The organism is Flavitalea antarctica (assembly GCF_054461535.1).
In genome coordinates this window covers 1-13591 of sequence record NZ_JBTLQG010000020.1, presented here as the reverse complement: position 1 = coordinate 13591, position 13591 = coordinate 1, and the positions used below count along the sequence as shown (strand labels likewise).

General features: G+C 43.8%; 9 protein-coding genes. 5 read left to right on the top strand and 4 right to left on the bottom strand.

The genetic code is table 11. The features are described from left to right. Window positions 1-586 precede the first annotated feature (586 nt). Genes ACX0G7_RS17015 through ACX0G7_RS17000 form a run of 4 tightly spaced genes read left to right on the top strand, consistent with a single transcriptional unit; the run spans window position 587 to window position 7506 of the window. A complete protein-coding gene (locus ACX0G7_RS17015) occupies window positions 587-1930 on the top strand; it encodes an MFS transporter (protein WP_458924710.1) in 1344 nt (447 codons plus the stop codon). Window positions 1931-1937: 7 nt separating this feature from the next. Beyond that, entirely contained in the window at window positions 1938-5516 is a 3579-nt protein-coding gene (locus ACX0G7_RS17010; RefSeq protein WP_458924709.1) for a molybdopterin-dependent oxidoreductase, read from the top strand. After that, window positions 5476-6006, top strand: a complete 531-nt coding sequence (locus ACX0G7_RS17005; protein ID WP_458924708.1) for a nitrate reductase associated protein — start codon at window positions 5476-5478, stop codon at window positions 6004-6006. The genes ACX0G7_RS17010 and ACX0G7_RS17005 overlap by 41 nt, the downstream gene beginning before the upstream one ends. A 9-nt stretch (window positions 6007-6015) precedes the next feature. Then, entirely contained in the window at window positions 6016-7506 is a 1491-nt protein-coding gene (locus ACX0G7_RS17000) for a rubredoxin (protein WP_458924707.1), read from the top strand. Here ACX0G7_RS17000 and ACX0G7_RS16995 read toward each other — a convergent pair. From ACX0G7_RS16995 to ACX0G7_RS16985, 3 genes are all read right to left on the bottom strand, one after another. Further along, a complete protein-coding gene (locus ACX0G7_RS16995; RefSeq protein ID WP_458924706.1) occupies window positions 7492-8076 on the bottom strand; it encodes a molybdenum cofactor guanylyltransferase in 585 nt (194 codons plus the stop codon). The two genes, ACX0G7_RS17000 and ACX0G7_RS16995, sit on opposite strands and share 15 nt — an antisense overlap. A 101-nt stretch (window positions 8077-8177) precedes the next feature. Then, on the bottom strand, window positions 8178-8930 hold the full coding sequence (locus ACX0G7_RS16990; protein WP_458924705.1) for a hypothetical protein: 753 nt from the start codon (window positions 8928-8930) through the stop codon (window positions 8178-8180). 164 nt (window positions 8931-9094) lie between these two features. Continuing rightward, window positions 9095-9448 (bottom strand): nuclear transport factor 2 family protein, encoded by a 354-nt coding sequence (locus ACX0G7_RS16985; RefSeq protein ID WP_458924704.1) that lies wholly within the window; start codon window positions 9446-9448, stop codon window positions 9095-9097. Between the two features lie 1036 nt (window positions 9449-10484). On the opposite strand from ACX0G7_RS16985, the gene ACX0G7_RS16980 reads away from it, so the two are divergent. Next, window positions 10485-11798 carry a polysaccharide lyase gene (locus ACX0G7_RS16980; protein ID WP_458924703.1) on the top strand — a complete coding sequence of 438 codons (1314 nt, stop codon included), beginning with the start codon at window positions 10485-10487 and terminating at the stop codon, window positions 11796-11798. A 188-nt stretch (window positions 11799-11986) separates the two neighbouring features. Here ACX0G7_RS16980 and ACX0G7_RS16975 read toward each other — a convergent pair. Further along, window positions 11987-13591, bottom strand: a 1605-nt coding sequence (locus tag ACX0G7_RS16975; protein WP_458924702.1) for a T9SS type A sorting domain-containing protein, incomplete at its 5' end; no start/stop codon positions are given.

Sequence of the window (13591 nt, the reverse complement as noted above, 5' to 3'; positions counted from 1 at the left end):
GTCGGTCTTACTATTTCTACGTGCATTTCTTTTTCTTTCGGTCTTCTTTTTTTCAATCAGTCTTTCTTTTTTGCGATCGGTCTATCTTTTTTGCGATCGGTCTTTCTTTTTGCGATCGGCCTTTCTTTTTGCGATCGGCCTTTCTTTTTTACGATCGACTGTACTTACGAAACTCCAGTCATAACGGCAATGGCCAATACAAACCGATATCAACAACTCAACATTCAAACAAATTAACATAAATAAAATATAAACTATTTCTCCTTCTTTGTTCAAAGTCATTAAAAAATGACTAGTTTTATTACATAGATCATAATTTAATATCTTATTCTTTAGCGGTTACGCTTTCTGATATTACATATATCTATTTACCATACGATTGCTTGCCACTACATTCAACTCAATGAATCTGTATGACAGTAGTGGCAATTCTCAATTATCTCCTCTCCAGACTTGATAAGCCTGTTTTTCAAGGCTCCAGCGTATCCGGCGGTCATTCGCCAGGAATGGCTTTCCAGTTTTCATCCTGTTGCCAACAGGGATTTGATATCGGAACATGTAAATCATCAACTTCAAAATAATAGCTATGTCGTTTGATCATAATCAGCCGCTCACAAAACTGAACATATTTTCTGGCCGCGGAATCCAGATGCAAACATTTCACATCACCTGGCTAACATTTTTCTTTTGCTTTTTTGCCTGGTTTGGAATTGCACCCCTCATGCCTTTGGTCAGCGAACAACTTCATTTGACCAAAGCTCAAAAAGGCAATGTGGCCATAGCTGCAGTGAGCGCCACCATTCTCGCCAGGTTGATTATAGGAAGACTGACCGACAAATTTGGTCCGAGGAAAGTGTACACCTGGTTGTTGGTGATCTGCGCTTTCCCGGTAATGTTTATAGGGTTAGCCGATAGTTATATTACATTCCTGTTGTTCAGACTGGGCATCGGGGTAATCGGAGCTTCTTTTGTGTTAACCCAGTTTCATACATCGGTAATGTTTGCACCTAATATCAAAGGAACAGCAAACGCAACGGCGGGTGGATTCGGGAACACCGGCGGCGGTGCAACACAGATCCTGATGCCGTTGATTGCCGCGGGTTTAGTCGGTGCCGGTTGGGTGAGCCAGGCGGATAGCTGGCGGTATGCAATGATCTTTCCTGGCGCCATGTTGCTGGTGATGGCATGGCTCTATTGGAAGTATACAAAGGATACACCCGCCGGGAACTTTGATGAACTCCCACAAACAGATAAAGGAAAAAAAGAAAATACGTTTTTGTTAGCCGCTAAAGATTATCGTACCTGGATACTGACCATTGCTTATGCCGCTTGCTTCGGGGTAGAAATAACCGTTGATAATTTTGCTGCTTCCTATTTCCACGATAACTATAAAGCCACCTTGATATTTGCGGGATTACTGGCAAGCATTTTTGGCTGGATCAATATTTTCGCCCGTGCTCTGGGAGGAATTGTTTCAGACAAGATTGGCACCAGGTATGGTTTCAACGGCAAAGTAAGTTTGCTGGCCATCTTACTATTGCTTGAAGGAGCCGGCATCATGCTTTTTGCAAACTCCGGTGAATTAGTAATGGCAATTATGATGATGTTCTTTTTTGGACTATGCCTTAAAATGGCCAACGGAGCTACTTACAGCATCGTTCCATTCATCAATCAAAAGGCCGTTGGAAGTGTGGCCGGTATTGTTGGTGCGGGGGGAAATGTGGGGGCCATGCTTATCGGGTTCCTTTTTAAATCGATGCCATACGCTGAAGCTTTTTTCTATCTGGGCGGATGCGTTTTTAGCGTTGGTGTTGTGATCATGGCAGCAAGGATCATGAGTAAAAAAACAGCCCGGGTTAACGTCTTCAATGCCGACGTAGAAAAGGCTGAAAATTCCCTGGTGGTTCAAAGGGTAGCGATCAATAAATAACATCTTAGTGAGAGATTCAAACCAGATAAAAGACTTTGTTACTAAAGGTTCAGCTTTGCCAACAACCTGCTGCTATTGTGGAGTAGGTTGCGGCATCATGGTGGGCAAAGATCCCCAGGGCAACCTGGTAGTTGACGGGGATAAACAACATCCCGTAAACAAAGGGATGCTCTGCAGCAAAGGAATGAACCTCCATTACACCGTGACGGATACATCGGACCGACTCTTGTTCCCTGAAATGCGTTATAGCCGTAATCAGCCAAGACAAAGAGTATCATGGGATACAGCCCTCGGGAGGACCGCAGCCGTTTTTAAAACACTTATTGAGAAGTACGGGCCCGATTCGGTGGCCTTTTATGCATCCGGCCAATGCCTTACCGAAGAATATTATGTTGTCAATAAACTTATTAAAGGCTTTATAGGCAGTAACAACATTGACACCAATTCAAGACTTTGCATGAGCTCAGCCGTAACAGGATATAAGATGAGCCTTGGAGAAGATAGTGTACCGGTCAGTTATGACGATCTTGAACTGGCAGACTGCATTTTTGTTGCGGGCGCGAACCCTGCCTGGTGCCATCCGATCTTATGGCGAAGGGTTGAAGCCGCACGGGAAAAAAATCCGGAACTCAGGATCATCGTCAGCGATCCGAGAATCACTCAATCCTGTTCGATTGCTAATGTTCATCTGCAACTGAACCCCGGAACTGATATTACATTACATCATGCCATTGGGAGATGCGTGATTGAACAGGGAAACATCGATTTTGATTTCATCAGGAATCACACGGAAGGTTTTGAAAACTATTCCGCGTTGGTATTTCAACGCACAATAGCAGAAGCTGCAGTAATATGCGGTGTTCACGAAGCTGATATCCGCCTTGCCGCATCCTATATCGGCAATGCAAAGGGGTTCATCACGATGTGGACGATGGGTCTGAATCAAAGTGTTGTTGGCGTAAACAAAAATCTTTCTTTGATTAATCTGAACCTTATCACGGGACAAATCGGAAAGCCAGGTTCCGGGCCCTTCTCATTAACCGGTCAACCGAATGCAATGGGAGGAAGAGAAGTCGGTGGCCTCGCGAACCTGCTGCCTGCACACAGGGACCTTTCAAACCAGGCGCATAGAAATGAAGTCGAGACGTTTTGGAACATCCCGCTGGGAACCATCAATCCAAAGCCAGGTTTAACTGCCACCGAGATGTTCGAAGCCCTGAATGACGGAAAACTGAAAGCCATCTGGATCCTGTGTACGAATCCCCTGGTCAGTCTACCTAATGCACGGCTTGCTGAAGAAGGACTGAAGAATGCAAAGTTCGTTGTGGTCCAGGAAGTAAGTAACAGACCTGAAACACTAAAATATGCTGATGTGGTGTTGCCTGCTGCCGCCTGGATAGAGAAAGAAGGAACCATGACAAATGCAGAACGTCGGATCAGCTACCTCAGCAAAGTCATTGAGGCACCGGGGGAAGCATTGCCGGATGCAGAGATAATCTGTCGCTTTGCACAGAAGATGAATTTTCCCGGATTTGATTATCAAAGTGTCGGGGAAATTTATAAGGAACATGCCGCGTTAACCGCGGGTACAAACATCGACATAAGCGCGCTGAATTACGACATACTGAAGGAACGCCGAAGCGTACAATGGCCCTATACCAAAGAAGTAAACGGTTATGGAACAAAACGGCTTTTTACCGATAAGAAATTTCATACGCCATCTCAAAAAGCGATTCTCCATGCAGTCGCCGACGCTAACACGTCTGAAATGCCCGGCACAGAATTCCCATTGATTTTAACCACTGGAAGAATACGCGATCAATGGCACACCATGACCAAGACCGGAAAGGTTAACAAGCTGAGGCAACATATCAGCGAAGCTTTCCTGGAAATTCATCCTGAAGATGCGGCTGAAAGGGGCATCGAAGAAAACGTTTTGGTCGAAGTTGAAAATGCAAGGGGCAATGTGAGGGTTAAGGCTAAACTTTCAACAGATATCAAAAAAGGTGTTTGCTTTTTACCAATGCACTGGGGAAAGATCCTGAACAGCGATCTCAACAGGGCAAATAATCTCACCAGTAACCTGGTAGATCCCCTGAGTAAGGAACCTGATTTTAAATTTTCAACGGTCCAGGTCCGGAGATATACAAAGCCTAAACAGAAGATCATTATCATCGGCGCCGGGGCTGGTGCCTGCGGATTCATTAAAAGTTACCGGGCACTAAACGCAGATGATGAACTGATCGTTTTTAGTAAAGAAAACTTTCCTTTTTATAACCGTGTACTGTTACCGGACTATATCAGCGGGGCGCTGAAATGGGATAACCTGGTGAAAATGACAGATGCAGAGGAGCAGGAATTCAGTATAACATTGCATCGCGGCGTGAGTATAGAGAAGATAGACAAACAGGCAAAAACGGTTACCGATAGTAAAGGACAAATTCATAACTACGATGTTCTCCTGATGGCCACCGGAAGCCGTCCCGCCCTGATGCGCGATGTGCCATCCATGAAAGGAATTTTTACCATGCGGAGCAGAACTGATGCGGATAGCTTCAGGGACCATGTTGATCCTGCAAAAGGCACAGTAGTGATCGTAGGCGGGGGTTTACTTGGTATAGAGCTGGCGGCATCTCTTCGTGAGGTGGATGTTAAGGTAATCATCGTACAACGTATATCAAGGTTGATGGACCGGCAGCTTGACCCGCTGGGAAGCCAGCTCCTACATGAAGAGCTTATTGCCAAAGGCGTTGACATCTATTATAACGATGAGATAGACCGGTTCCTTGGCACAAAAACCGCAACCGGGATCTTGTTGAAAAGCGGGTTGCTTATTGAAGCCCAGGCCATAGTAATTGCCATCGGTACCATCCCGAATATTGAAATAGCAAAAACAAACGGTATTGAATGCAAACGGGGTGTTGTGGTGGATGAATACCTCCAGACAAGTGATAAAAACATTTTTGCGATCGGAGAAATAGCTGAATTCAACGGAATGTTATACGGCATTACTGCTGCAGCCGAACAACAGGCGGCCATAGTGGCAAGATACCTGAACGGTGATATCTCAAAATACTATAGTGGTTCACTGCTGATGAATATTTTGAAAATGCACGGGACAGATCTTTGTTCGTTGGGCCAGGTAGAGTGTCCCGATGATCCTGCCTATGAAGAGGTCGTGTTTATTGATAAAGCGAAACGTTATTACAAAAAATGTATCATTCATAACGACAAATTGATCGGCGCGATACTGATCGGAGATAAAACTGAATTCCTGGAATACAGGAACCTGATAGAAGGCAGAATCGAACTGAGTGAAAAGCGACTGCAGTTACTGAGATCGGGCAAATCAGCAGAGCCTGTTATAGGCCGCCTGGTCTGTAGCTGTAATAATGTCGGTGAGGGAAATCTTCTAAACAAAATTAAGGAGGGATGCCACGATCATTTACAACTTTGCCAGACAACCGGTGCTGGTATGGGTTGTGGAAGTTGCCGCCCTGAAATAAAGCAGATACTTGAATCACAACTGCGAAAAAAATCACATCATGGAGAAAAAGTCAAAGTCAACATCACCATCGGAGTTTAGAGCCATAACGGGCCTTGAATACTTTGATTTCGAAGAAGATTTCGTCGAGAAAAATATGCGGTGCATACCCATGATTGTTCGTTTCAAACTGGACCTGGCAGGAATAAAACTGAGACTTGACGAATGGAACAGGCTGCTTGTGGAAGAAAGGATCGGGCTGGCCACGCGTGCGTGCGGCGATGCTGAACAAGCAACAAATTATCGGGACCACCTGCTGGCCCTGGTGAGAAAACGTTCACAGCGAGAGGCTACTGACCTGGTGAAAGATCAGAACCCAGCCTGGGCGGACCTGGGCCAGATGCCGGAAATATTGCAGGAGAGACTGGCCGAAGAAGATGTATTTGTTTCTCTGAGCCGGTGGAGAAAGTTGACCGATCTGCAGCGTTTTGCTTTATTGAAACTGTGCAGGCCGGGTCATGAAAGTAAAAATTTCACTAAGGCATTAAAAGAATTCGGGTTAATGACGGCAATAACCGTTTTCGCGGATTAAATAAGCAAAATGAAATCATCGGTTACCATAAAAATTAATTTCCCCGGCGGTATTATTTCTCCGGGCGAACTTTATAATATCCTGGTTGCGGCCGCAAGATCAGGGGTGCATGAGGTAAGCATTGGATTGCGTCAGCAGCTACTGATAGATGTATCTGCTGAGAATCTGAAAAAGCTGACGGATGAACTTATCCGGCTGGACGTTTGCTACGAGACAAATGCGGATGAATTTCCGAATATTATCAGCAGTTACCCGGCTGAGGAAGCCTTTATAAACAACACATGGCTGAGTGAAGGAGTTTACAAGGATATCTTTGATGGCATAGACTACCGTCCAAGGTTGAAAATTAATATTTCAGACAGTAACCAGAGCTTCACCCCCATGCTTACGGGCAACATTAATTGGGTCGCATCTGCCACGGCCCAGCATTTCTGGCATTTATTCGTCCGTTTCCCTAAAACCAATACCGTTTATGAGTGGGACCAGTTGGTCTACACGAACGATGTAGCTAATCTTTCGGCTGAAATCGAAAAGACCATTTTTCGGCACCAGGATGAGTTCTACGATAATAAACAGGCGAATGGCGTTGTATTGTTCAAGAGAATAGATCCTGGGAAGTTTATTGTGAAACCGGCAGAGAAACCGGCGGCATTACCCGCCTTCAATCTTCCCTATTACGAAGGCCTGAACCGTTACAATAATAAGTACTGGCTCGGTATCTATCGCCGTGACGAGCTGTTCGGTATTTCATTTCTTAAAGAACTTTGTTTGTTATGCCTGAAAACAAAGATCGGTCAGTTGTGTTCCACGCCCTGGAAATCCATCATGGTTAAGGGAATTGAAGAAAAAGATAAAGCTTCGTGGAACCGGTTGCTGGAAAAACACCAGATAAATGTCCGCCACGCCGCGAACGAACTGAACTTCCAGGTTGAAGACAACTGCAAGGAAGGCCTGATGCTCAAGAACTACCTCGTGAAAAGATTAAACAACCAAGACACCAGGACTTTCGGAGTTTGTATCGGAATAAAGACCAGGAAAAAGAGTGAAGTATTCAGCAGCATCCTGGTGAGACGCAAATCACTCATCTCCCTGTTTGGTATAGAATTTTTCCATGTATACGATATTTTGTGTGCCCTCGATTTTAATCCTAATGAGCGCACGGGTTTCATCTTCAGCAGTAATAATCCGAAGTTTCTTCTTGGGGAACAGTTAAGAAGGTCAGTTACTGCCTTCTACAATTACAGGAACGACAAAAACGAAATTTCTGAACGCGAAGTACCAGCCAGGAAAGAAAGAAAAGAAAAGCTGATGGAATATGTCTATCAATGTACCCAATGCCTTACTGTTTATGATGAGGCAATTGGTGAACCTGAAAATGGAATTATGACGGGAACTCAATTTATCGCTCTACCTGGGAGTTATCATTGTCCATTATGTGATGGTCCTAAAGACGAATTCAGAAAAACTGATAAAAAAACTTTAGGATTACAGCCTGTCTGATTCAGCAGGTGAATTGAAATTCCGGAAGTATTGTTTTTGATTTTCGGCAACCGGAATGGCATCTACCCGGAGTTGCTCTAGCATAAACTTCATGCTGTGCCTGATCAGCCTACCTTCAAGCAGTATGTTAAGAATTATTGCCAGCCCTTTAGCGGTATAAATTCCGCACAATGGTTCGGGTTCATTGTTGTTTGTGAAGATATACGCATCATATGAGAATCCTGAGATGTACCTCGCCATGAGTTCTTCAAGTAAAGCCGGCTCCATCATGAGCATGTCACAGGCCAGTACAAATAAATCGTCGGCAGGATGCTGAAGGTGAGTACTCAGAACGCCTGACAGCGGGCCATTTACTATAAGTGATTGATTGTCGCTTACCAGTTGTTCGGGTGGGAAAATAGCTGAATAAGCCGGATATTGATTGTGATTAACCGAGACTTTGACCTGAAGATCCAGGGTGGACATTTTATCAATAGCTGTTTGTACCCAGGTTTTGCCATCCAGCTTCAGCAAACCTTTGTCTGTGCCCATCCGGGAACTTCTGCCGCCACATAAAATGATACCGATCAATACATATTCTTTCCGCTAAGATAGCCACCGGGCGGATATGGTTTCAAATGATTACTGTGCCACAGTTAATACCTCGTTCCACACTCAATACCCTTTCTACACTAATACCTCTTTACAATCCGGAAGTTAAATCGTTCAGGAGTTCCAATAACTCCGGAATTTTTCCGTAATTGTTTGATTTGATCGGATTTCCAGAAAGCATAGGCTTTGGTAGTATCAGTAACGGCCACCACGAGGGTTACTTTTTTATTATTATCGACTTCATGGCCATAAGCCCGGTCGATAAGGCCGTTATCGACCCTTATCTGGCGGGTACTATCGAACGAGCGTTGCCAGGTGTCCCAGTCTTTCACTGTGAACGTAGTTTGCGAACGCAGATTGGTGCTGATTTTTCCTGTATCCTGGAAAGTAATGTTATACACTTTCATATTTGCGGCACCTCTTACACCGCCTTTTTGCATTGCCTGGCGGAGGTCAGCAGATTTTCCAAAAGCTTTAGCCTTGTCTGCCTGATCAGACTTCAAGGCCACAAATATTTTTGTACGATCCGTTGTGCTATAACCGATCACATAATTATGAACGCCATTGGATAGCCTGACCGAATCGTGTTCTTCATAGTTCGTGAGCCACTTGTCGTAGTCGGCCACCTTGTGAATTATGAACATCATAATTTCCGGCCTGGTAACGAAAGTGGATGATGGAGTTGTTGTGGCGGTTGTTGTGCCTGTAGCGGAATCAGATCCGACAGTGTCCGTTGTTCCATTGTCTTTATCATCAGATTGATCACCGCATGACATGGCGAAGACTAAAAAGAGGCAGAGTAACCTGGCAGATAGGAGGGATGAGGACTTCATTGTAATAAATTTAATTATGACGAATGGAGTGCGGAGCGAGCAATCATCGGGCAGGCGTCAATAACGGGAATGCACAATAAATATACAATTTAATCCGGTTGGTTGCAATTCTATTAGTTGCTGTAATTGCTCAGAGGTCAAATAGTAAAACAAAGAACCGGCAATTATTTATCATCAATTTCCATGCCCTTGATTAATCCATCTTGCCATGAATAGGTATGAATGACCTTTCCCTCAAACAACAACTTGCCGGTCTTATCCTTCGCAACCTGGTGAACTTTGACTTGTATTTTCCCATCTTCTTTCTCACTGACTTCCAGCGGTTCAACAAAGGGATCGATCTCCTTCCATTGTCTCGTCCAGTAGTTTCTTAATTCATCATGGCCATTTACATAACCTCCCTCCCAGCCGTTCGGCCAGTGTACATTTTTGTCCATATGCACAAGCATGGCATCAATGTCCCTTGCATTAAACCGGGCATAAATATGATTAATAAGTTTTTCATAATTTTTTTCCATGGTAATTTGATTTGAAAATGGTGACATGAGTTAATTAACAAGGTAAGGGTTGTTGACATGCCTTGGATTACAATAGGACATCACTTCAGCAACTTTACTTTTCACGAGGAAATTCACATTGCAACTTACCAGCAAATATACCGTGTGTGTTTGCATATTTATAATACATGTGTTTTAGAAATTTATATTCACAGTGGTTGGGAAATTTACTCGGTCTGTGTGTGGAATGTTGAGACCTTACTTTGAAAAGCTGTTGGCTGGAAGCCACAGTGATCAAACCACCAAATATAATATCTGGACTCAACTAATAGATTCCACGATGATTTCAGATTACTTAACATGCATACTCTTATAAGTTACCCTTGCAAAAGATTATGCCGCTTCTCATGCCTTTGACAGGATGATAACCGGGCAGATCTATTCATTTAAGCCAACGGGTGATCACCACTTGCAGACTTAATCAGTCTGTCGACAAATAGGATGCATATCATATTACAAATGGCGTGGATGGATCGCAGGTATATAGCTGCATGGATGGCAGTTGTAGACTAACTGTTATATCTATTTTTTTTTGCAATCCCATTATATAAAATTTTTCTGATATTCTAAGCGCTGTGTTCCTCCTTAAATTCATTCCCATAGTTGATTTCAATCAATCCATTATCATCTTATATGATTTGTATGTCTACTTAAGTGACCTGCCAACATGTTTCTTCTATCTATAAGCATGATTATAGGCTTTCAAATAAAGAATTATCATCACAAATGATCGAAATCAATATTGGAAGCTATTATAAAAAAGTTTGTCAATGATTCCATGCTATGGCACCATATTTGCGAAAGTGAGAAGATATTTTAGAAAGGCTTTCGGTTATAGATCTGCGATAAATTGTATAGACAGGCTTACTCCCCAACAGGTTCACTATAGTGCTTACTAGTAAAAATTATCTTACCTGAGTTCAAAAACTATTTAGTTCTTTATTAAAATTTCACTTAACCACAAAAATTAATTTCTTAACAAAAAATCCAATTTTCAATGAAAAAATGCAGGAAATTGCCTTGCAAAGCTACTTCTATGCTTGGCCTGTCGCTAGTATTATCAGTTTTATTTTCGTGTAACAAAGGAGGTCTCCAAGAACCAGTGGCACTGGAAGATGATGCCTCTACAAAAACTATCTCAGCTTTAGCAATTAGTGGAAACATCTTGTATAATGAAACCTTTGAAGGCAGTTCTGCTTTTAGCGGTTTAAATACACAATTTGAAACATCACATGCGTTCAACATAGCCAGCAGTCCTGTGTTCCAGGGAAGCAAATCTGGCCGTTTTGAATTAAGGGATACTGATCCTGAAAACAATGGTGGAACCCGTGCGGAAGCTGTGTTCCCGGTAGCATCAAATCTGAATCGTTGGTACAGCTTCGCAGTTTATTTTCCTTCAGCTGATTTTAAACCTGATACCGGTGACGAATTGATAGGACAATGGAAGCAGCATGAACATGACGTGAGCAGTGCTATCAGCTTAAGGATTAAAGAAGACAGGTTTCGTTTAACGGTGTTTCCCGGATACAAAATTACATCCGAGAAGATCGACTTAGGCCCGGTTACCAAAGACAAATGGTTGACCTTTGTTATACATGTAAAACATTCAACAGGTTCAGATGGGTTATTAGAGTTATGGCTTAATGGGCAAAAAGTTGTAAACCGTGCTGGCTCTAATATGTACAGCTTAAGTAGTGAAAGTGGTATGACAAACCCGGAGTGGAAATTGGGTATCTATAAATCAAACTGGAACGGTACACAAACAACTCAGACAAGCAAAAGGGTGTTGTATTATGATGATATCAGATTGGGTAATGAGAATGCAACCTTAGCAGAAATGACACCAACTGCAAATGGCAGTTCAACACCTACTCCTACTCCAACACCAACACCAACACCAACACCGACACCAACACCGACACCGACACCAACACCAACACCAACACCAAGTCCGATTACTGGTTTTACCCTGGTTAGTGCTCATACTGAAAAAGATATCAGGACTATTGTTAACGGAGCCACAATCAGCCTGGCAACAATAGATGTTGATAAGCTGAATATACGGGCAAATTCTTCTGCCGCACTCGGAAGCGTAAAGCTGGAGTTAAGCGGTACTCAGTCAAAAACATACATTGACAGCGGTCTGCCTTATTCACTACATGGCGATGATGGTAATGGCAATTACTATTTTGGCAACTGGGATCCGCCAGCATTAGGCACTTACACGCTTAAAGCAACTCCTTATTCCGGAGCCAAGGGCACCGGCACAGCTGGCACAGCGTCTACTATTACCTTTACTATTGTGAGATAATAATTTCAATAACCAATCGACTAAAGGCTGTCTCAACATAAGAATTGAGGCAGCCTTTCTATTTTTGATAGTCATTAATGGCACAAAAAAAAGCTGCCCCAAATTCATTGAGACAGCCTCTTTTCTAATTAAGCTTAATCTGTTATGTCCTTTGCACAGTCATAACTTATCCGACTGCTGAGCTTAGGCTATTTTTTTATAAGTTTCAGGATTTTTGTTTCAGTTTGGGTCTGTATACTGATCGTGTACAAACCGGCTGCGAGGCGCGAACCATCGATATTGACATCCTTAGATACATTGGCATTGGCGATTCCTTCATCAACCTGGGATATCAGTCCTCCACTGCTGTTGTAGAATCGCACAGAATATTTTCCGGTCTCTGGCAATCTGAACCTGAAAGTAGTCTGATTAGAAAATGGATTTGGAAATACCGTTGCCTCGATGTTTTTTGTCGACAGATCATTCCGGGCCATTGCTGTATTTTTTATTTTGATCCGGGCGGCAAGGGCTGGTTGGTCAATGATGTAATGTTCCCCTGTAGTAAAGCCACCTGCTACGGGGTTACCCACAGCATCAACGATTCCTGTTCCGTTATTTTTGAGATCGAGCCTTAATGTCCCGTTTCCCGAAACAGAGGTAACTGTTACCGTATAATTGGCACATACCCCGAGTACGTTAGTAATAGTTCCATTTGCAGATCCTCCTGCGGTCAGTACAAAGTCAGACGGATCAACTCCGTTGACCGGTTCAGAAAAATTAACTGCAAAAACCACGGTGGTAGCCGTTGTAGTTTGTGTGGCAGGAGAAAACCGCAGTATGCCCGACACTGACGGCTGTGTAGCATCGCCCGGAGATACATTATAAATTTGTCCACTGGTAAATCCTCCCGTTATATCATTGCCGGCTCCGTCCTGTATGCCTGTACCACTGCCGTTGAGATCCAGTCTGAGACTGCCGGTACCTGTGATGTTGTTTACGGTAACGGTGTATGCACCGCCCGAACCAGATATATTGCTTATGTTACCGGCAGCCGTGCCCCCCGTAGTCAGCGTAAAGTCTGACACATCTACCCCAGTGACTGATTCAGAAAAGTTCACTGCATATACGACTGAAGTTGCAGTTGTGTTTTGTGTAGTCGGTGAAGACCGGAGTATAGCTGACACCGACGGCGGTGTCAGATCGCCCGGTGATACATTGTAAGTCTCTCCACCCGTAAATCCTCCCGTTATATCATTGCCCGCTCCATCTTCTATTCCTGTACCACTACCGTTGAGATCCAGCCTGAGACTTCCGGTACCTGTGATATTATTTACCGTTACAGTATACGCGGCGCCGGAGCCAGAGACATTACTTATGTTACCCCCAGCCGTGCCCCCGGTAGTAAGTGCAAAGTCTGACGAATTTACACCTGTGACTGATTCAGAGAAGTTGACTGCAAAAACCACTGTAGTGGCCGTGGTGTTCTGTGTGGTTGGAGAAGAGCGGAGAATACTTGCTACTGACGGCGCTGTAAGGTCGCCTGGAGATACATTGTAAGTTTCTCCACCCGTAAATCCTCCGGTAATGTCATTGCCCGCTCCATCTTCTATTCCGGTACCACTACCGTTGAGATCCAGCCTGAGACTTCCGGTACCTGTGATATTATTTACCGTTACAGTATATGCAGCGCCGGAACCAGAGACAGTAGTTATGTTACCCCCAGCCGTGCCCCCGGTGGTAAGTGCAAAGTCTGACGAATTTACACCTGTGACTGATTCAGAGAAGTTGACTGCAAAAACCACTGTAGTGGCCGT

Coding starts and splice junctions, on each gene's coding strand:
- ACX0G7_RS17015 (WP_458924710.1), top strand. CDS start 587: ATGTCGTTTGATCATAATCAGCCGCTCACAAAACTGAACATATTTTCT.
- ACX0G7_RS17005 (WP_458924708.1), top strand. CDS start 5,476: ATGGAGAAAAAGTCAAAGTCAACATCACCATCGGAGTTTAGAGCCATA.
- ACX0G7_RS17000 (WP_458924707.1), top strand. CDS start 6,016: ATGAAATCATCGGTTACCATAAAAATTAATTTCCCCGGCGGTATTATT.
- ACX0G7_RS16990 (WP_458924705.1), bottom strand. CDS start 8,930: ATGAAGTCCTCATCCCTCCTATCTGCCAGGTTACTCTGCCTCTTTTTA.
- ACX0G7_RS16985 (WP_458924704.1), bottom strand. CDS start 9,448: ATGGAAAAAAATTATGAAAAACTTATTAATCATATTTATGCCCGGTTT.
- ACX0G7_RS16980 (WP_458924703.1), top strand. CDS start 10,485: ATGAAAAAATGCAGGAAATTGCCTTGCAAAGCTACTTCTATGCTTGGC.